At 68.3% G+C, this 19,706-nt stretch carries 20 protein-coding genes; 18 read left to right on the forward strand and 2 right to left on the reverse strand.

The window, feature by feature from the left end; genetic code table 11:
* Nucleotides 1–74: 74 nt before the first annotated feature.
* On the reverse strand, nt 75–824 hold the full coding sequence (gene flgA / locus HUK68_RS17375; RefSeq protein ID WP_390887841.1) for a flagellar basal body P-ring formation chaperone FlgA: 750 nt from the start codon (nt 822–824) through the stop codon (nt 75–77).
* A gap of 234 nt (nt 825–1,058) precedes the next feature.
* On the opposite strand from flgA, the gene flgB reads away from it, so the two are divergent.
* The 17 genes from flgB to HUK68_RS17460 all read left to right on the forward strand — a co-directional run bounded on the left by flgB (nt 1,059) and on the right by HUK68_RS17460 (nt 17,246).
* On the forward strand, nt 1,059–1,469 hold the full coding sequence (gene flgB, locus HUK68_RS17380; RefSeq protein WP_175505319.1) for a flagellar basal body rod protein FlgB: 411 nt from the start codon (nt 1,059–1,061) through the stop codon (nt 1,467–1,469).
* 30 nt (nt 1,470–1,499) lie between these two features.
* Nucleotides 1,500–1,904 carry a flagellar basal body rod protein FlgC gene (gene flgC / locus HUK68_RS17385; protein ID WP_175505320.1) on the forward strand — a complete coding sequence of 135 codons (405 nt, stop codon included), beginning with the start codon at nt 1,500–1,502 and terminating at the stop codon, nt 1,902–1,904.
* A 3-nt stretch (nt 1,905–1,907) separates the two neighbouring features.
* Nucleotides 1,908–2,564: a flagellar hook assembly protein FlgD gene (locus HUK68_RS17390; protein WP_175505321.1), complete on the forward strand. Its 657-nt coding sequence runs from the start codon at nt 1,908–1,910 to the stop codon at nt 2,562–2,564.
* A 33-nt stretch (nt 2,565–2,597) separates the two neighbouring features.
* A complete protein-coding gene (flgE, locus tag HUK68_RS17395) occupies nt 2,598–3,848 on the forward strand; it encodes a flagellar hook protein FlgE (protein ID WP_175505322.1) in 1,251 nt (416 codons plus the stop codon).
* Nucleotides 3,849–3,876: 28 nt separating this feature from the next.
* Nucleotides 3,877–4,617, forward strand: coding sequence for a flagellar basal body rod protein FlgF (locus HUK68_RS17400; protein ID WP_175505323.1), 741 nt, complete (start codon nt 3,877–3,879; stop codon nt 4,615–4,617).
* A gap of 10 nt (nt 4,618–4,627) precedes the next feature.
* Nucleotides 4,628–5,410: a flagellar basal-body rod protein FlgG gene (flgG, locus tag HUK68_RS17405; protein WP_175505324.1), complete on the forward strand. Its 783-nt coding sequence runs from the start codon at nt 4,628–4,630 to the stop codon at nt 5,408–5,410.
* A 164-nt stretch (nt 5,411–5,574) separates the two neighbouring features.
* Nucleotides 5,575–6,291 carry a flagellar basal body L-ring protein FlgH gene (locus HUK68_RS17410; RefSeq protein ID WP_175505325.1) on the forward strand — a complete coding sequence of 239 codons (717 nt, stop codon included), beginning with the start codon at nt 5,575–5,577 and terminating at the stop codon, nt 6,289–6,291.
* Between the two features lie 21 nt (nt 6,292–6,312).
* Entirely contained in the window at nt 6,313–7,458 is a 1,146-nt protein-coding gene (locus HUK68_RS17415; RefSeq protein ID WP_175505326.1) for a flagellar basal body P-ring protein FlgI, read from the forward strand.
* A complete protein-coding gene (gene flgJ, locus HUK68_RS17420) occupies nt 7,455–8,405 on the forward strand; it encodes a flagellar assembly peptidoglycan hydrolase FlgJ (protein ID WP_434082446.1) in 951 nt (316 codons plus the stop codon). Before HUK68_RS17415 ends, flgJ begins: the two co-directional genes overlap by 4 nt.
* A 167-nt stretch (nt 8,406–8,572) precedes the next feature.
* Nucleotides 8,573–10,531 (forward strand): flagellar hook-associated protein FlgK, encoded by a 1,959-nt coding sequence (flgK, locus tag HUK68_RS17425; protein ID WP_175505328.1) that lies wholly within the window; start codon nt 8,573–8,575, stop codon nt 10,529–10,531.
* A 17-nt stretch (nt 10,532–10,548) separates the two neighbouring features.
* Nucleotides 10,549–11,754 (forward strand): flagellar hook-associated protein FlgL, encoded by a 1,206-nt coding sequence (gene flgL, locus HUK68_RS17430; protein ID WP_175505329.1) that lies wholly within the window; start codon nt 10,549–10,551, stop codon nt 11,752–11,754.
* 18 nt (nt 11,755–11,772) lie between these two features.
* Nucleotides 11,773–12,954, forward strand: a complete 1,182-nt coding sequence (locus HUK68_RS17435) for an HDOD domain-containing protein (RefSeq protein ID WP_175505330.1) — start codon at nt 11,773–11,775, stop codon at nt 12,952–12,954.
* A 65-nt stretch (nt 12,955–13,019) separates the two neighbouring features.
* Entirely contained in the window at nt 13,020–13,619 is a 600-nt protein-coding gene (locus HUK68_RS17440; protein ID WP_175505331.1) for a LysE family translocator, read from the forward strand.
* Between the two features lie 250 nt (nt 13,620–13,869).
* Complete coding sequence (locus HUK68_RS17445) at nt 13,870–15,057, forward strand: aminotransferase-like domain-containing protein (RefSeq protein WP_175505332.1); 1,188 nt, start codon at nt 13,870–13,872, stop codon at nt 15,055–15,057.
* Nucleotides 15,057–15,992 carry a PhzF family phenazine biosynthesis protein gene (locus tag HUK68_RS17450; RefSeq protein WP_175505333.1) on the forward strand — a complete coding sequence of 312 codons (936 nt, stop codon included), beginning with the start codon at nt 15,057–15,059 and terminating at the stop codon, nt 15,990–15,992. Before HUK68_RS17445 ends, HUK68_RS17450 begins: the two co-directional genes overlap by 1 nt.
* An 88-nt stretch (nt 15,993–16,080) precedes the next feature.
* Nucleotides 16,081–16,755 (forward strand): histidine phosphatase family protein, encoded by a 675-nt coding sequence (locus HUK68_RS17455; RefSeq protein WP_175505334.1) that lies wholly within the window; start codon nt 16,081–16,083, stop codon nt 16,753–16,755.
* Between the two features lie 23 nt (nt 16,756–16,778).
* Entirely contained in the window at nt 16,779–17,246 is a 468-nt protein-coding gene (locus tag HUK68_RS17460; RefSeq protein ID WP_244146198.1) for a hypothetical protein, read from the forward strand.
* Here HUK68_RS17460 and HUK68_RS17465 read toward each other — a convergent pair.
* Nucleotides 17,240–18,106, reverse strand: coding sequence for a creatininase family protein (locus HUK68_RS17465; protein ID WP_175505335.1), 867 nt, complete (start codon nt 18,104–18,106; stop codon nt 17,240–17,242). The genes HUK68_RS17460 and HUK68_RS17465 overlap by 7 nt on opposite strands.
* Before the next feature lie 52 nt (nt 18,107–18,158).
* On the opposite strand from HUK68_RS17465, the gene HUK68_RS17470 reads away from it, so the two are divergent.
* On the forward strand, nt 18,159–19,652 hold the full coding sequence (locus HUK68_RS17470; RefSeq protein WP_244146199.1) for an MATE family efflux transporter: 1,494 nt from the start codon (nt 18,159–18,161) through the stop codon (nt 19,650–19,652).
* Nucleotides 19,653–19,706: the final 54 nt, after the last annotated feature.

Raw genomic sequence — 19,706 nt, forward strand, 5'->3', positions numbered from 1 at the left:
TTCGCCTGAGGCTCAGTAACACTGGTTTCGACACCGGCGCAAAAAACTTTAGTCATTTATTCGGGCGGCCGTGGCTACTTCACTTCCACCACCCCTTGCGCATTGACGACGCCGGAAACCAGCCGGCCATTATCCATGCGCACGCGGATATTTGCACCCTCGGCGCCGGCCGCCATGGCGCGGCCCGAGGAAATGATGGTGAAGCCGCCGCCCGTGACCGCGACCTTGACCTGCGCGCCCAGCGCGAACAGCTGCGGCGCGCGCAGCATGTTCTGGCGCAGCGCCTGGCCGGCCTGCAGATGGCGCGCCGCTTCCTGGCCGACCCAGTCGGGCTGGCTTGCCACCACGGGCGAATCGTTCTCGGCCCAGTCGACCTCGGCCACCGACGCATCGCCGGCGCTCAGCGCGTCGCCCATGCGCACGTTGTTGTTCAGCACCCACGCCGGGCCGAAAGCCTGCACGGTGACCGGGAGATAGACATTCCAGGGCTTGCCGCCCTGCACGCAGCGCAGGCCGATGCGGGTGCGGCCCCACAGGCGTGTGCCTGGCGGCAGGTAAGGCTCGACCTTGGCGCAGGCCGCGAGCTGCAGGCGCGCATCGAGCTTGCCCACCTGCACCTGCAGACGCAGCGGCATGCCGGCCGGCGCGTCGCCCTGCAGCGCGGCATCGGCCCAGCGCTGCGACAGCGCCTCGAGGTCGGCATTGGTCTGAGCCTGCGCGCCACCGAACCACAGGCCCACGCCGGCCAGCACGGCGCCTGCCAGGCCGCGCAGGCGCGGGGCGGCGGGAACGGGTGCGGCCAGGATCCGGGGGCTGGATGTCAAGTGAAACTCCTCATTCGGGGCATGCCGGCCGGCGGCGCACAGCGCGCGGCCGCCAGCATGGCCTGGTCCAGACTGTAGTGCCATCGGGCTGGCGGCAAAGCACGAAACTGCGCAGCAATCCACGCTTTCTTCACGCTTTAGGAAAACCGGGCGATTTCCATAATCAGGGCCTGTCGCGGTGCGTCCTGCACCGTGTCCCCAGTTATCTCCCGAAGCCACAAGCGCGAGGCCCACATGCTCGACAAAATGACCAGCCGCCTGGATTTCCATAGCAACGCCCTGCTGCTGCGCGCCGAACGCCAGCGCCTGCTGGCAAGCAACATTGCCAATGCGGACACCCCGGGCTATGTGGCACGCGACCTCAATTTCTCGCAGGCGCTGCGCGCCGCGACCGAAGGCAAGAGCCCGCTGGCCGGCACCGGCGTGACCCAGGCCGGCCACATCCCGCTGCCCGCGGCGCAGACCAGCCACAGCACCGTGAGCCTGGGCTACTCGGTGCAGTCCCAGCCCAGCCTCGACAACAACACCGTCGACCTCGACCGCGAACGCGCCAACTTCGTCGACAACTCCGTGCGCTACGAAGCCACGCTGCGCTTCATCAACGGCCAGGCCAAGGGAATGCTCAGCGCCATCCAGGGCCAGTAAGCACCCGCACCGCATCACAAAGGCAGCCCCATGTCCATGTTTTCCATCTTCAGCGTCTCCGGCAGCGCCGTGAGCGCGCAATCGCAGCGCCTCAACGTGGTCGCCAGCAACCTGGCCAACGTCGATGCCGTGGCCGGGCCCGACGGCCAGGCCTACAAGGCGCGCCAGGTCGTGTTCCAGACCACGCCGCTGGGCGCCGAAGCGGCGTCGGGCGTGCGCGTCAGCGCGATCAACGAGAACCAGACGCCGGGCCGCAAGGTGCTGGACCCGAACCACCCGCTGGCCGACGAGCAGGGCTATGTGACCCACTCCAACGTCAATGCCGTGGACGAGATGGTCAACATGATCTCGGCCTCGCGCTCCTACCAGAACAACGTCGAAGTCATGAACACCGCGAAGTCGCTGCTGCTCAAGACCTTGCAGATGGGCCAGTAAGCCATGCTCACCACCAACGTCACCTCCACCAGCGCCACCGCCAACGGCGCCACGAACTCGGCATCGTCCACCGATCCCGCGGCCGCGCAAGACCGTTTCCTGAAGCTGCTGGTCGCCCAGCTGAACAACCAGGATCCGATGAATCCCATGGACAACGCCGAGATGACCACGCAGATGGCGCAGATCAACACCGTGGTCGGCATCAACGAGCTCAACAGCACCATGGCCGCGATGTCCTCGCAGTTCACCGCCATGCAGGTGCTGCAAGGCACGTCGATGATCGGCCGCACCGTGCTGTCCGAAGGCAACACCCTGGGCACGCCGGTCGACAAGATCAGCACCGCGGCCTTCGACCTGAGCGGCACCGCCGCCGACGTCAAGGTCAACATCAAGACCGCCGCGGGCACCGTGGTCGATACCGTGACCCTGGGCTCGCTCGATGCCGGCCGGCACTACTTTGCCTGGGACAGCAGCAAGTACACGGGCGATGTCAGCGGCCTGCGCTTCGAGGTCGCATCGACGAACGGCACGGCCAAGGTCGCCAACACGCCGCTGTCGCCGAGCCTGGTCGTGGCCACCACCACCACCGACGGCGCGCTGACGCTGGAACTCGAAAACGGCGAGAGCCTGGCCTACAACAAGGTCAAGGCCGTCTTCTAAGCCCGCCGGGCACCCACCGAACAGGAGCACACCATGTCATTCCAACAAGGACTTTCGGGCCTCAACGCGGCGAGCAAGAACCTCGACGTGATCGGCCACAACGTTGCCAACTCGAGCACGACCGGCTTCAAGTCGTCGCGCACCGACTTCGCCGAGGCCATCGCCAGCGCGATCGTCACCTCGACCGGCGCGAACTCGGGCATCGGCGTGAACATCGCCGCGGTCTCGCAGCAGTTCACCCAGGGCGCGATCAACTCCACCGGCAACAGCCTGGACCTGGCGGTCAACGGCGACGGCTTCTTCCGCGTGAGCCTGCCCGACGGCACGCAGGCCTATACCCGCTCGGGCAACTTCCAGCTCGACAAGGCCGGCAACATGATCACGACCGATGGCGCGAGCGTCATGGGTTACGCCATCGACCCTGCCACGGGCCTCACCAACAGCACGACCGTGCAGGCGCTCAAGTTCCCCACCGGCCAGCCGATTCCCGCCAAGCAGACCACGCAGGTCACGGCGCTGCTGAACCTGGATGCGCGCGCGACCAACGCCGCCGGCGATGCCACGGCCACGCCGCCCGTGGCCGCCACGCCGCGCGCCACCTACGGCACCTCGCTCGAGGTCTATGACAGCCAGGGCCTGGCCACGCCGGTCACGATGTACTTCGAGAAGGGCGCGGGCAATACCTGGAACGTCTACAACTCGCTCGATGCGAACGCGCCCTCCATCGGCCAGCTGGTGTTCGACGGCAGCGGCACGCTGGTCTCGGGCAGCCCGATCAACATGACGATCGCCGCCGCAGACCTGGCCAACCCGAATGCCACGGGCGCCAATCCCGTGGGCGACCTGGCCCTGACGCTGGACCTGAGCGGCGTGACGCAGTTCGGCAGCGACTTCGCGGTCTCCAAGCTCAACCACAACGGCTATGCCGCGGGCGAGCTGACCGGCATCTCCATCGGCAACGACGGCACCATCATGGCCAACTACTCGAACGGCGTGACGCGCGCCGAGAGCCAGTTGGCCCTGGCCAAGTTCAGCAACGTCCAGGGCCTGTCGGCCGTGGGCGGCAACAACTGGGTCGCGACCTCCGAATCGGGCCCGCCGGTGTTCGGCACCGCCAAGAGCGGCAGCTTCGGCTCGCTGGTGTCGGGTGCGCTCGAGAGCTCCAACGTCGACCTCACGGCCGAGCTGGTCAACATGATGACCGCCCAGCGCGCCTACCAGGCCAATGCCCAGACCATCAAGACGCAAGACCAGGTGTTCTCGACCCTGGTGAACCTGCGCTGAGCCCACCGACTAGCCAAGGAACCGCGCCATGGACCGCATCATCTACACCGCCATGACCGGCGCCAACGCCGCCGCGCAGCGGCAGTCGGTGCTGTCCAACAACCTGGCGAACGCCGGCACCAACGGCTTCCGCGCCGAGATGTCGACCTTCCGCTCCGTGCCCGTGCAGGGCAGCGGCTCGTCGACCCGCGTGTTCGCGCTCGAAGCCACCTCGGGCCACCTCGAGACCGCGGGCCCGGCCCAGCGCACCGGCCGCGCGCTCGACGCGATGGCCATGGGCAATGCCTGGTTCGGCGTGCAGGGCCTGGACGGCCTTGAAGCCTATACGCGCAGTGGCGCGTTCGAGGTCTCGCCCGAAGGCGCGCTGCTGACCAGCGGCGGCCTGCCCGTGCTGTCCGACGGCGGCGCGCCGCTCGAAGTGCCGCAAGGCGCCGAAGTCTCGCTGGCCGCCGACGGCACCGTGACCGCCAAGCTCGCCGGCCAGCCGCCGCTGATCGCGGGCCGCGTCAAGCTGGCCACGCCCGACGCCGAGAACCCGGTCAAGCGCGGCAACGACGGCCTGTTTCGCGGCGCCAACGGCGACCCGCTGCCCCAGGACCCGAATGCGCGCCTGCTCTCGGGCTCGATCGAGGGCTCGAACGTCAACGCCGTCGAAAGCATGGTGGGAATGATTGCCGCCTCGCGCCAGTTCGAGACCCAGATGCGCCTGATGCAGACGGCCGAAACCAACGATAAAACCGCCGCGCAGCTGCTCAGCATGAACGGATAAGGACCTTGCCATGATCAATTCGCTTTTCATTTCCAAGACCGGCATGGAAGCCCAGCAGACCCAGCTGGACGTCATCTCGCACAACCTGGCCAACGTCTCGACCACGGGCTACAAGCGCGCCAATGCGGTTTTCGAAGACCTGATCTACCAGAACCTGCGCCAGGTCGGTGCCCAGACCACCGAGGAAAACCAGCTGCCCACGGGCCTGCACCTGGGCCTGGGCGTGCGCGCCGCGGCGACCAGCCGCAACTTCCTGCAGGGCAGCCTGCAGCAATCGAACAACGCCCTGGACGTGGCCATCAACGGCAACGGCTTCTTCGAAGTCACGCAGCCCGACGGCACCACGGCCTATACGCGCGACGGCTCGTTCCAGGTCAACGCCCAGGGCCAGCTGGTGACCTCCAGCGGCCTGCCCGTGGGCGGCGGCATCACCATTCCCACGGGCGCGACCAGCGTCAGCATCAGCGCCGACGGCGTGGTGAGCGCGGTCATGCCCGGCGCGGCCACGCCCCAGCAGGTCGGCAACCTGCCGATGTCGTCCTTCATCAACCCGGCCGGCCTCGAGCCGCGCGGGCAGAACCTCTACATCGAGACCGCGGCCTCGGGCCAGCCCCAGCAGGGCACGCCCGGCACCAACGGCCTGGGCACGATCCAGCAAGGCTACCTCGAAGCCTCGAACGTCAACGTGGTGCAGGAGCTGGTGACCATGATCCAGACCCAGCGCGCCTATGAGATGAATTCCAAGGCGATCCAGACTTCGGACCAGATGCTGGCGAAACTGGCGCAGTTGTAAGCAAAGCCTGCCTGAGACTTCCAGGCAAGAACATGAGGGCTGGCCCGTCACCCTTCGACAAGCTCAGGGCGAACGGCTTGGACCCGCTCACCCTGAGCTTGTCGAAGGGTGTGGATGCCCCCAAACCCCGTGCGCGGATGCGCACCCTCCCAGGAACCCCCGCCATGACCCATCTTCCCCCCCTTCTCTCCCGCCTTGGCCTCGGCGGCGTCACGCTTGCCACGCTGATTCTCAGCGGCTGCGCGACGCTGAACCCGCCGCCGCCGGTCGACATCCTGCCGACGGCGCCGCTGCCCATGCCCGCACCTGCGGCAATGGCGCCGGCCGCGCCCACGGGCGGGCTGTTCCAGGCGGCGCGCTACCGCCCGATGTTCGAGGACCAGCGCGCGCGCCTGGTCGGCGACATGGTCACGGTGATGATCGTCGAGCGCGTCACGGCGACGCAAAGCTCCTCGTCGAGCATCGACCGCGAGAACGAACTCAATGCCGGCCTCACCGCGCTGCCGATCTTCAAGGCCGCCAACGCCGCGAACATCATCGGCCGCTCGAACATCGGCTTCGGCAGCGACACCGGGTTCTCGGGCAAGGGCCAGACCGCCAACAGCAACACCTTCACCGGCTCGATCACCACCACCGTGGCGGAAGTGCTGCCCAACGGCCACCTGGTGGTCACGGGCGAAAAGCAGATCGGCGTGAACCACAACGTCGATGTGCTGCGCTTTTCGGGCACCGTCGATCCGCGCAACCTGCAGCCCGGCAGCGTTGTGAGCTCGACCCAGGTGGCCAACGTGCGCGTCGAGTCGCGCGGCCGTGGCCAGCAGGCCGAAGCCCAGTCAATTGGATGGTTGTCACGCTTCTTTTTGAACGTTATGCCGTTCTGATTTTCCCGAGAATGGACAGCTATGAAAGCACTGTCCACGCTCCTCAAATTGCGCCCTGCCCACCTTGCGTTCTGGGCGCTCGCCACGGGCGCGGCCGTGCTGGCACTGCCAGCGCAGGCCGCGCGTATCAAGGAAGTTGCCGCCGTCCAGGGCGTGCGCAGCAACCAGCTCACTGGCTACGGCCTGATCGTCGGCCTCGATGGCACGGGCGACCAGACCACGCAGATGCCCTATACCAAGCAGGCACTGGCCAACTACCTGCAGCAGATGGGCATCGCCCTGCCCGCGACCGGCAATGCGGCCCAGCTGCAACTCAAGAACGTGGCCGCGGTGATCATCACCGCCGAGCTGCCGGCGTTCGCCCAGCCCGGGCAGATGATCGACGTCAATGTCTCCTCGATGGGCAACGCCAAGTCGCTCAAGGGCGGCACGCTGGTGACCACGCCGCTGCGTGGCGCCGACGGCGAGATCTACGCGCTGGCCCAGGGCAACATCGTGGTCGGCGGCGCGGGAGCCTCGCAAGGCGGCTCCAAGGTCCAGATCAACCACCTGAGCGCGGGGCGCATTCCCCAGGGCGCGCAGGTCGAGCGCGCGGTGCCAACGCCGCTGCACGAAGGCCAGACCATCCAGCTGAGCCTCAATGCCACCGATTTCCAGACCGCCGACAAGGTCGTTCAGTCGATCAACCGCAACCTTGGCCAGGGCACGGCGACCGCGCTTGACGGCCGCACCGTGCAGGTCAATGCGCCCAGCAACCCGGGCGCGCGCGTGCGCTTCATCGCCCAGCTCGAGGAGTTGCAGATCGAGAAATCGACGCCCGCGGCCAAGGTCGTGATCAACGCCCGCACCGGCTCCATCGTGCTCAACCAGGCGGTGACGCTGGGCAACTGCGCGATCGCGCACGGCAACCTGTCGATCACCATCAGCTCGACGCCGGTGATCAGCCAGCCCGCGCCGCTGTCGCAGGGCCAGACCGTGGTCGCCGAGCGCACCAGCATCCAGGTGCGCCAGGAACCGGGCAACGTGATCCAGGTGCCCTCCTCGCCGCAGCTCACCGACGTGGTGCGCGCACTCAACTCCCTGGGCGCGACGCCGCAGGACCTGCTGGCCATCCTGCAGGCCATAAAGGCCGCGGGCGCCCTCAATGCCGAACTGGAGGTGATATGAGCATGTCGCTCAACTCCACCGTGTCCATGGGCACGTCCAACGCGCTCGCGGTCGACGCGCGCGCGCTCAATTCGCTCAAGTTCCAGGCCGGGCAGAACAATCCCGAGGCCGTGCGCGAGACCGCCAAGCAGCTCGAGTCGCTGTTCATGCGCGAAATGATCAAGAGCATGCGCGAGGCCACCATGAAGTCGGGCCTGCTCGACGGTGCGCAGGGCGACCTGGGCGCCGACCTGCTCGATCAGCAGCTGTCGGTGACCATGTCGGGCCAGCCCGGCGGACTGGCCGATGCGATCGCGCGCCAGCTGTCCAAGGCCATGGGCGGTGTCGCCGATGGCGATGACGCCGGCGACGACGCCATGCCCTCGACGCTGAGCTTCGCCGGCCGCACCGGCGGCTATGCGCGCTACGGCGGCTTTGCCGCCAAGGGCGGCGTGGGCCGCACCGAGGCCTACTCGGCCAATGCCCCCTCGCCCCAGGGCCTCGACAATTTCGTGCGCTCGCATGCGCAGGCCGCCGAGCGCGTGGCCCAGGCCAGCGGCATTCCCGCGGCCTACATGCTGGGCCAGGCCGGCCATGAGACCGGCTGGGGCAAGAGCGAGATCCGCAACGCCGACGGCAGCAACTCGTTCAACCTGTTCGGCATCAAGGCCGGCAAGGGCTGGACCGGCAAGGTCGCCGAGATCACCACCACCGAATACATCGACGGCGCGCCGCGCAAGGTCACGGCCAAGTTCCGCGCCTACAACTCCTTCGAGGAATCGTTTCGCGACTACGCCCAGCTGATCAACGGCAACCCGCGCTACGAGAAGGCGCGCGCCAGCACCGGCTCGGCGCTGGCCTATGCCAGCGAGCTGCAGAAGGCCGGCTACGCCACCGATCCGCAATACGCCAACAAGCTCAACCGCGCCATCCAGAGCACCCAGCGCGTCCAGAATACCCAAGCATAAACATGAAGCACCCCCTGAGCGTCTTCGACGCTTCCCCCTCTCATCCTTCGGTGGAGGGGGACGACAGCCTCGGTGCGGGGCGGCCCTTCCTCGCTGTCTCCCTGCTGATGCACGCCAGTTTCATGGACCGTGGTGGGCACACCACGAATAACTAAAGAGATAAGAACATGAGTCTTTTGAACGTCGGGTCCGGGGCCTTGATGGCCAACCAGATCGCCCTGCAGACCATCGGCAACAACATTGCCAACGTCAACACCGCGGGCTACTCGCGCCAGACGGTGTCCATGGGCACGAACTTCGGCCAGGACATGGGCAACGGCTATGTCGGCAACGGCGTGAGCGTGGCGTCCATCGTGCGCAACTACAGCGCGCTGCTGAACCGCCAGGCCAACACCGCGGGCGCGGTCCAGGCCGCCGACCTGGCGCGCATGAACTCGCTGGCGCAGATGCAGGAGTATTTCTCGGGCGGCGAAAGCGGCCTGGGCGCGTCCATCAACGACATGCTCAACGCGTTTTCCGACGTGGTCAACGCGCCCACCGACCTGACGGCGCGCAACGTGGTGCTGACGCGCATGACCGAGCTGGCCGGGCGCTTCAAGTCGACGTCCACCAGCCTGGACGAACTCGACTACACCAACAAGCAGCAGATCCAGAACGACATCACGCTGGTCAACAGCCTGGCCTCGCAGGTGGCCCAGCTCAATACCCAGATCAGCCGCTCGGTGGCCACGGGCGTCACGCCCAACGACCTGCTCGACAAGCGCGACCAGCTGGTGCGCGAGATGAACCAGTACGTGCAGACCAGCCAGGTCGATGGCGCGGACGGCACGCTCAACCTGTTCGTCGGCGGCAGCCAGGCGCTGGTGCTGGGCGCCACCGCCTCCAAGCTGGCGGTCAGCGAGTCCACGCAATACCCCGGCAGCGGCCAGCTGTCGCTGTACTTCACGCAGCCCGGCATCGACCCGGTGGAACTCACGGCCAAGATGGTCGGCGGCGGCGAGGTCGCGGGCCTGCTGAAATTCAACAACGAAGACCTGACCGAAGGCCGCAACCTGCTGGGCCGGCTGGCCCAGGTGATCAGCACCGCGCTCAATGCGCAGCAGACCCAGGGCTTGACGCTCGCCGGCACGCAGGGCAGCGCGCTGTTCTCGCAGGTCACGCAGATGCCGGGCTACACCGCCATTCCCGGTGTCTCGGCGTCGGTGAGCTTCGTCGACACGCATTCCACGGCCAACCCCCAGCCGGTGCTCGATGCCACGGCCTATGTCGCCTCCGACTACCAGGTGGTGTTCGGCGAAGGCGGCAAGGTCAACCTGGTGCGCCAGTCCGACGGGTACACGCGCACCTATGACGATGTCGCCGCGCTGGGCGCGCAGACCGTCGACGGCCTGCAGTTCAACATCTCCGGCGCGGGCGCGCTCAACGAAACCATCCTGTTCAAGCCCTTCAGCACCGCCGCCCACAGCATGCAGGCGCTGGTGCTGTCGCCCCAGGACCTGGCAGTGTCCAACGCGGTTGCCGCGACCATCAACCCCGGCAACAGCGGCTCGCTGCAGCTGTCGGGCCTCAAGGTCACGGGCGCGGGCATTCCCGATGCGGCGTCGGCGGGCATCCAGATCAGCTTTGCCGTCGATGCCACGACCTCGGCCATCACCTACACCGCCAGCAACGGCGCCACGGGCAGCTATGTGCCGGGCCAGCCGATCAAGATCGACGGCTGGGAGATCACCTTGTCGGGCACGCCGCAGGCCGGCGACAGCGTCACGGTGCAAAACGCCAGGAGCCCCGATCTCGGCGACAACTGGAAGCGCGACGCGGGCAACGCCAACGCCTTCCTGGCGCTGCGCGATGCCAAGCTGTTCGACGGCGGCACCACGCTCAGCGACGGTTTCTCGACGCTGATCGCCCAGGTCGGCACGCGCACGCAAAGCGCCAAGCTGGCCGCCGACCTGTCCGGCACGATCGCCAAGAACCTCGACGCCGACCGCACCGCGGTTTCGGGCGTGAACCTCGACGAGGAAGCCGCCAAGCTGCTGCAGTACCAGCAGGCCTACCAGGCCTCGGCCAAGATGCTGCAGATCGCGCAAAGCATTTTCGACAGCATGATCTCCACGGTCGGCCGCTGAGATCCCAGGAGACTCCCATGACCAGCACCATCACCCGCCTTGGCTCCGCCAACATGTACGACCGCACGGTGAGCAACCTCGCCGAGCGCCAGGCCCAGCTTGCCAACCTCATGGAAAGCACCACCGCCGGCAAGCGCGTGCTGCGCGCCAGCGACGACCCGGTGGCCGCGGCCCAGGCCGAGCGCGCACGCACGCGCATGGACCGCACCGACGCCGACAAGCGCGCGCTGGACGCCCAGGTCTCGATCATCACCGCCGGCGAAGCGGCGCTGGGCGAGGCCAACACCGCGCTGCAGTCGTTCCGCTCGCTGCTGCTCAATGCCGGCAACGGCACCTACACGCAGACCGAGCGCGACGCGCTGGTGGCGCAGATGAGCTCGCTGCGCGACCAGATCGCGAACTATGCCAACCGCACCGACAGCAACGGCCTGCCGCTGTTTCGCGGCCTGGGCAGCGCCGAGCAGCCGCTGCAGGGCAACAGCTTTCTGAGCCAGTCGGGCCAGACCACCAGCAACGCCAATGGCATTGCCAGCACACTGGACGGTTTCGCCGCCTTCATGAACGTGCCCACGGGCAATGGCGTGCTGGCGGTGACGCCGGGCGCGAACAGCGGCAAGGCCTGGACCGATATCGGCACCATCACCGACCCCTCGGCCGCGGCCGACGCGGCGACGGCCAATCCGCCGATCAGCATCACCTTCAGCGTTGCCGCGGATGGCACGACCACCTACAGCATTGCCGGCGCCGCCGCCGTGCCCTACAAGTCGGGCGACACCATCAACGTCGCCGGCATGGGCCTGACCATCACCGGCCAACCCGCCGACGGCGACAGCTTCAGCATTGGCGCCAGCGCGCGCAGCGACCTGTTCAGCGTGCTGGACCAGGCCATCGACGTGGTGCGCAACGGCGCCAACAGCGACGGCAGCACGGCGTCGGGCACGCTGGCGCATGGCATTGCCAAGGCGCTGGCCGAGATCGACACCGGCATGAACCGCATGCAGACCGTGCGCAGCTTTGCCGGCGACCTGCTCAACCGCGCCGACACGCTCTCGACGCAGCTCAGCGCGCGCTCGGTGCAGCTCGAGGCCGATCGCTCGGCGGCCGAAGATATCGATATGATCAAGGCACTGGCGGACCTGAAGACCTTGCAGACCAACCACTCAGCGGCCCTGCAGTCCTACGCGCAGATCCAGAAACTGTCCCTGTTCGACTATATCGGCTAACCCTTTCCGTCCCATTCCATGGCCCTGCCCGCACTCAGCTCCCTGACACTTGGTTACCGGCCCCTGTGGAACAAGGACCGCGCGCTGGCCGGCGTGCAGCTCTATCTCAACTGCGATCCGTCCCTCGACCCGGATGTGCCGCATTTCCTGCGCATCCTGCAGGAAATGTGGAGCCAGGCCGCGCCGCCGCTGCTGCTGTCGCCGCAGACGCATCAGCTGCTCAGCGCGCTGCTGGAGACCGCGCCCGCGGGCAGCCCCTGGGTCGAAGTGCGCGGCGACTGGCTCGAGAACTCCACGCTTTACGCCCAGGCCCAGGCCGCGCAGGCGCGCGGGCTGAAGCTGGTCTGGCGCGGCGCGCTCGGCGAGCTGCCCGACGCCGGCACCGCGCAGTGGTTCGCCAACAGCCTGCTCGACCTGGCGTCCGCGCCGCAGGCCGGCGCCTTGCTCGACGGCCAGATGTACGAAGGCCTGCAGACCCGCGACCAGCTCACGAGCTGCCTGGACGACCACCGCGCCGCGGCCATTGCCGGCTGGCCCACGGAAGACCTGCTGCTGCAGTTGCGCGGCCGTGCGGCCCAGCCTTCGCGCCGGCATGTGCTGGAACTGATGCAGGCCATCGACGCCGAACAGTCGCTCGAGACCTTCGAAGCCATCCTGGGCGGCGATCCGGTGCTGGCCTACCGCTTCATGCTCTATACCAACTCGGCCGCGCTGGGCCTGCGCAGCGGCGTCGACTCGCTGCGCCGCGGCCTGGTGATGCTCGGCTACGGCACGCTGCAGCGCTGGCTCAGCGACCAGCTGCCGCATGCCGACACCGAAGCCGACCTGCAGCCGGTACGCGCCGCCATGGTCATGCGCGGCCAGCTCACCGAGCGGCTGGTCGAGGCCGGCATGGGCCACGAGTTGCAGCGCGAGGTCTATCTGTGCGGCCTGTTCTCGCAGCTCGACCTGCTGCTGGGCGAGCCGCTGGCCGCCAGCCTGCGCCGGCTGCCGCTGTCCGAGCGCATCTACCAGGCCATCATCGGCAAGAACGGCCCCTACGCGCCAAGCCTGGCCATGGCCCAGGCGCTCGAGACGCCCGATGGCGCGGCGGTGCGTGCGCTGTGCCAGGCGCACGGCATGGAGCTCGAAGGCGTGAACCGCAACCTGCTGCGCATGCTGCGCGACGCGGCGCTCGAGCACCGCATCACGCCGCGCTGAAAACACCGGGCTTGCGTGAAAACACTCTAGGCCCGGCGTTGCATTGCCCCTAAAGTCGGCCGCTTATGCCTGCCGTCGAACTCACTGCCCTGCTGATCCTGGCTGCCGCCATGAGCTTCAGCCCCGGCCCGAACACCACGCTGGCGGCCACGCTGGCCGCCAACCATGGACTGCGCCCCAGCCTGCGCTTCGTCTGCGCCGTGCCTTTTGGCTGGTGCCTGCTGCTGCTGCTCACCGCCGCGGGCGTGGGTGCGCTGGTGCTGGCGCTGCCGGCGCTGCGTTGGGCGATCAAGGCGCTGGGCATCGGCTACCTGCTGTGGCTGGCGCTGCGCCTGAGCCGCGCCGGCCAGCTGGCGCAGGCCCAGGGCCACGGGCTTGCCGTGCCGTTCTGGCAGGGCGTGGGCCTGCAATTCGTCAACATCAAGGCCTGGCTGCTGATGTTCACCGTGGTTGGCGGCTGGGTCGCGGGACATGCCGACGCCTGGCAGCGGCTGGCCGTGGTGCTGCCGGTCATGGCCTTCTTCGCGCTGGCCAGCAACCTGCTCTATGCCTGTATCGGCGCGCTGCTGCGCGGCTGGCTGGCGCAGGGGCAGCGGCTGCTGTGGTTCAACCGCGTGATGGCGCTGCTGCTGGTGCTGACCGCCAGCTGGATGCTGCTGGCCTGACGCCCATGTTGCCTGCGAAAACCGCTACGGTGCACCAAAATTGCCATAGCCGCGCCTGTTGCCATTTTTGCGGCTTCGCACGCGATGGCCCGCGCAAGCGCCAAAATGGCTGTATTGCTGGTGCGGCAGCGCGGACATTTACGCCGAGCCCGAAGCCTTGCCCCCCTCGCCAGCACATGCCCCACGACGGCGTGCCCCGATCCCAATCGCATTCCCCAATGCCGGTTTTAGCAAAGACAGAGAGATAGTTATGACGAATTGGACCCTGGCGGCGCGTGCGGCCAAGATGAATCCTTCTGCAATCCGCGAGATCCTGAAGCTCACCGACCGCCCCGGCATCATCAGCCTGGCCGGCGGCCTGCCTTCGCCCAAGGCCTTTCCGCTGAACGCGTTCACCGAAGCCTGCGCCACCGTGATGGCGCGCGACGGCGCCAGCGCCCTGCAGTACTCCACCAGCGAAGGCTTCGCGCCGCTGCGCCAGGCGGTGGCCGACCTGCTGCCCTGGGATGTCAACCCCGACCAGGTGCTGATCACCACCGGCTCGCAGCAGGCCCTGGACCTGATCGGCAAGGTGTTCCTGGACAAGGACAGCCGCATGCTGGTCGAGACCCCCACCTACCTGGGCGCGCTGCAGGCCTTCGCGCCGCAGGAGCCGGTGGCGGTGAGCGTGGCCAGCGACGATGAAGGCATCGTCATCGACGACTTCGCGGCCAAGGCCGGCACCGGCGCCGACAAGGCGCGCCTGGCCTACGTGCTGCCCAACTTCCAGAACCCCACGGGCCGCACCATGAGCGAGGCGCGCCGCGCGGCGCTGGTCGCGAAGGCCGCCGAGCTGAACATCCCGCTGATCGAGGACAACCCCTACGGCGACCTATGGTTCGACGAGGAACCTCCGCTGCCGCTGGCCGCGCGCAACCCCGAGGGCGTGGTCTACATGGGCTCGTTCTCCAAGGTGCTGGCGCCGGGCCTGCGCCTGGGCTACCTGGTCGCGCCCGCCGCGGTCTACTCCAAGTTCCTGCAGGCCAAGCAGGCCGCCGACCTGCACACGCCGGGCTTCAACCAGCGCGTGGTGTCGGAAGTCATCAAGGACGGTTTCCTCGACCGCCATGTGCCCACCATCCGCACGCTCTACAAGGCCCAGCGCGACACCATGCTGGCCGCGCTCGAGCGCGAAATGGCCGGCCTGGACGTCCAGTGGACGCGCCCCGTCGGCGGCATGTTCCTGTGGGTCACGCTGCCCGAGGGCATGAACGCCCAGAACCTGCTGGCCGCGGCCGTCGAGCGCAAGGTGGCCTTCGTGCCGGGCGCGCCGTTCTATGCCGACAACGCCGATCCGCGCACGCTGCGCCTGTCCTATGTGACGGCCTCGAGCGACGAGATCAACACCGCGATCGCGGCGCTGGCCGACGCCATCCGCAGCACGCTCGCCGGCGCGTGATGCCCGCGCCGCGCAGCCGCGCGTTCGCGCAGGTCGATGTGTTCACGCAGGTGGCGCTGCGCGGCAATCCGGTGGCGGTGGTGCTCGATGGCGCGGGACTCGACGACGCGGCCATGCAGGCATTCGCGTCATGGACCCAGCTGTCCGAGACCACCTTCGTGCTGCCGCCCAGCGCGGCCGCACGCGCCCGGGGCGCCGACTACCAGCTGCGCATCTTCACGCCCGGCGGCGAGCTGCCGTTTGCGGGCCACCCGACGCTGGGCAGCTGCCACGCCTGGCTGGAGCATGGCGGCCAGCCGCAGTCGGCGCAGCACATCGTGCAGGAATGCAAAAAGGGGCTGGTGACGATTGCGCGCCAGGACGGCAGGCTGGCGTTTGCCGCGCCGGCGCTGGCCCGAACTGCGCCCGAACCGGCGCTGCTGGCCGGTGTGCTCGAAGCGCTGTCGCTGCGCCCCGAACAGGTGCTGGCCGCCGAGCATTTGGACAACGGCCCGCAGTGGCTGGGCCTGCTGCTCGACAGCCCCGAAACCGTGCTGCTGCTCGACCCCGACCACGCGCGCCTCAAGGCGCTGAAGCAGAAGGTCGGTGTCGCCGCGCTCTATCCGGCCGAGCACATGCCGGCGCTGGTGCGGCGATCCAGCCGCGAGGCGCGCGCGTTCGCCCAGGGGACCTCTGCCGCACGGCCCGCGGTGCAGCTCGAGGTGCGCGCGTTTGCCGCGGCCACGGGCGTCAATGAAGACCCGGTCACGGGCAGCCTCAACGCCAGCCTGGCGCAATGGCTCATTGCCGAGGGCCGGCTGCAAGCACCCTATGCCGCCAACCAGGGCAGCTGCCTGGGCCGCGACGGCTGGGTGCATGTATCGGCCGATGCGCAGGGGCAGCTGTGGATCGGCGGGCACACGGTGGGTTGCATCCGCGGCAGCGTGCTGCTGTAGCGCTTACCGGTCCCTCAGGTGACACGGGCCGCCGGCCCGGTCGCTTGCGTGACTTGCACGCAGTGGGCGCCTGCCCACAATCGCGCCCATGGGAACCCTCTACCTTGTGCGCCACGGCCAGGCCTCGTTTGGCGCCGACGATTACGACCAGCTCAGCGCGCGCGGCCACGAGCAGGCGCGGCGCCTGGGCGAGTATTGGCGCGAGCGCGGCATGGTGTTCGACGCGGTGCTGGTCGGCAGCCTGCGCCGGCACAACCAGACGCTCGACGGCATCGGCGAAGGCCTCGAAGGCCTCACGGCGCCGGTCACGACGCTGCCCGGCCTCAATGAATACGACAGCCATGCGCTGCTGGCCGCAATCCACCCGCAGCCGCTGCCGCGCGCCGACACGCCCGAGCTCTACCGCCAGCATTTCCGCATGCTCTGCGACGCGCTCGCGCAGTGGATGGCCGGCGTGATCAGCCCGCAGGGCATGCCCAGCTGGAACGATTTCTCGGCCGGCATCCAGGCCGCGCTCGAGCAGGTACGCCAGCAGCACGCGGGCCACAACGTGCTGCTGGTCAGCAGCGGCGGCCCGATCGCCACCGCCATCGGCCAGGTGCTGGGCACCTCGCCCGAAGCCACCATCGCGCTCAACATGCGCCTGCGCAACAGCGCCGTGACCGAATTCAGCATCAGTCCCAAGCGGCTGATGCTGCAGACCTTCAATACCTTGAATCACCTCGACAGCGAAGCCCATCGCAGCTGGGTGACGCACGCCTGAGCCAGGCTGGGGTACAAAGTGGCATGGCTGCCACATCCATTCCCTGCGTGACCCTGCACCTGGGCGAGCTCGAAGGCTGGCTCGCGCTCTGCGAGGACGAACGCTACGACCTGCCGCTGGGCCTGCAGACGCTGGTGCATGGCCGATTCAAGAACCGCATGCCCGATGCGCTCGCGCTGGAAGTGGGCATAGAGGAAGTCGAAGACGCGGTCATGCCCGCCAGCGCCTGGCTGCCGCGGCCGGTGCGGCTGCAGACCCACGACGCGCTGCTGCACGACATCGCGCGCGTGGCCGGAGCCCGGGAAGTGCTCACGCGCGAAGCGGTGGAGCAGCTGTTCGACCATCTGGCACGCCAGGCCGAACGCGCCGGCGCGCCCGATGCGCTGCTGCCCCAGGAGCCGCTGTGGGCCGCGGCGCTGCTGGTGCTGCGCGAATGCCTGCACCACTGGCAGGTGGAGCAGATCCACCTGGAGGAAATCGACTCTCAATAAGGCCGGGCTTCGTCAACCACCGTTGACCCCGGCAGCGCATGGATCTCCTGCAGCAGCTGCGCCAGCCCTCTGGCCGAAGCTGCGACCATCGCCGCCCCGCGTTCCGCGGTGGCCGCGACCGCATTGCCCACGGCCCCCGCCGGGTTGTAGTCCTGGATCGCCCAGCCCATCTTGGCGCTGCGTCCGTTGCCCAGCAGCGCGTATTGGCGCGCGCGCTCTTCGGAGGTCGATGGGAAGTTGCGCGCCTGCGCCATCTGCACGGTTTCGGGCGCAAGATGCAGCATCATCGAAGTCTCGACCTCGCCGCCATGGATGCCGAAACGGTGCTCGTGCGCGCAGAACTGCTGGTTCGCGGCTTCATCCACCAGTCCGAACCAGCTGCAGCTGTAGACCAGCAGCCGGTGCTTGACGCGCAGCTCGCGCGCCACGATGTCCATCGCGCTGACCTGGCCGCCATGGCCGTTGAACAGCAGCAGCTTGCGCACGCCGGCGCGCGCCACGCAGGCGCCGATCTCGGTCCACAGCGCGATCAGCGTCGCAGGTTCCAGCGTGAGCGTGCCCGCGTAGGCGGTGTGCTCCATGCTCAGGCCGATGTCCTGCGGCGGCAGGCACAGCAGCGGCAGCTCGGGTGGCAGCAGCGCCAGCGCCGCATCGAGCACGCCGCGCGCGAGCGTCGCGTCGACGGACAGCGGCAGGTGCGGGCCATGCTGCTCGATGGCCGCCACCGGCAGCAGCGCCACGGTGTCGGCGGCCAGCCCGTTGGACTGCGCCGCGGCAAAGTCGCGCGCGGAGGCCTGGGCCCACCAGCGCGACGGCCAGCGGGGCGGGGATGCGGGGGAAGTCGGAGACATGCCCGCCATGGTAGTGCAGATGGCTGACAGCGCAGCCGGGTTGAAGCTCGCACAATGCGGCATGGCATCCTCAACCACCCGTGACCTGACCCAGGGCCCGATCGGCAAGACCCTGCTGGTTTTCTCCCTGCCCATTCTTGCCGGCAACGTGCTGCAATCGCTCAACGGCTCGATCAATGCGATCTGGGTCGGGCGCTTCCTGGGCGAGGCGGCGATCACCGCCACGGCCAACGCCAACAACGTGCTGTTCGCGCTGATCGGGCTGGTGTTCGGCATCGGCATGGCCGCCACCATCCTCGTGGCCCAGTCGATGGGCGCGCGCGACCTGCCCCAGGCCAAGCGCGTGATCGGCACCAGCGCCACGCTGTTCGGCGCGGCATCGGTCGGCATCGCGGCGCTGGGCTGGTGGTTCTCGGCGCAGATCCTGATCTGGCTGGGCACGCCGGCCGAGGCCCAGCCGCTGGCCGAGGCCTATCTGCGCGTGATCTTCCTGGCGATTCCGCTGCTGTATTTGTTTGCCTTCGTCTCGGCCGTGATGCGCGGCGCGGGCGACACGCGCACGCCGTTCTATTTCCTGCTGCTGGTGGTGCTGCTCGACACCGCGCTCAACCCGCTGTTCATCTTCGGCTGGGGGCCGGTGCCGCGCATGGGCATCAGCGGCTCGGCCATGGCCACGCTGGTCGCGCATTGCATCGGCTTTGCGGCGCTGCTGGGCTGGCTGCGCTGGCGCAGCCACCCGCTGTGGATAGGCTCGGCCGAACTGCGGCTGTTCGCGCCCGACACCCGCATCCTGCGCGCGCTGATCGTCAAGGGCCTGCCCATGGGCGCGCAGATGGTGATGATCTCGATGGCCATGCTGATGCTGATGGGCATGGTCAACAGCCACGGCGTGCAGCTGTCCTCGGCCTATGGCGCCTCGCTGCAGCTCTGGACCTATGTGCAGATGCCGGCCATGGCCATCGGCGCGGCCTGTTCGTCGATGGCCGCGCAGAACGTCGGCGCCAGGCTGTGGGCGCGTGTCGATGCCACGGCACGCGCGGGCGTGCTGTGCAATGTGCTGATGACCGGCACGCTGATCCTGATCGCGGTGGCCGCCGACCGCTACGTGCTGTCGCTGTTCCTGCCCGATGGCAGCCCGGCGCTCGAGACCGCGCGCCACCTGAACCACATCGCCATCGGCTCCTTCCTGTTCTTCGGCGTGACCTTCGTGCTCTCGGGCGTGGTGCGCTCCACCGGCGCGGTGGTGGCGCCGCTGGTGATCCTGGGCATCGCGCTGTGGGGCGTGCGCCTGCCCGTGGCGCAGTGGCTGCAGCCGCTGTGGGGCGTGGACGCGATCTGGTGGAGTTTTCCCATCAGCGCGGCCTGCGCGATGCTGATGTCGATGGGCTACTACCGCTGGGGGAAATGGCGCCAGGCGCACATGCTCGAGCCCGCCGAAGACCAGCTGGCCACGCCGGCCGAAGTCGGCGCGCTGCCGCCGTCGCCGGTCTGCTGCCAGTCCCAGGCGCCCGAGCCGGCGCCCGAACTCGCGCCAGGGCTGGCTCCGGCGCGCTGATACCTGCGCGTTACCATCGCAAGGCCGGGCGCGGAACCAAACCGCATGCGCCGG

Source organism: Comamonas antarctica, assembly GCF_013363755.1.
Lineage (GTDB): Bacteria > Pseudomonadota > Gammaproteobacteria > Burkholderiales > Burkholderiaceae_C > Comamonas > Comamonas antarctica.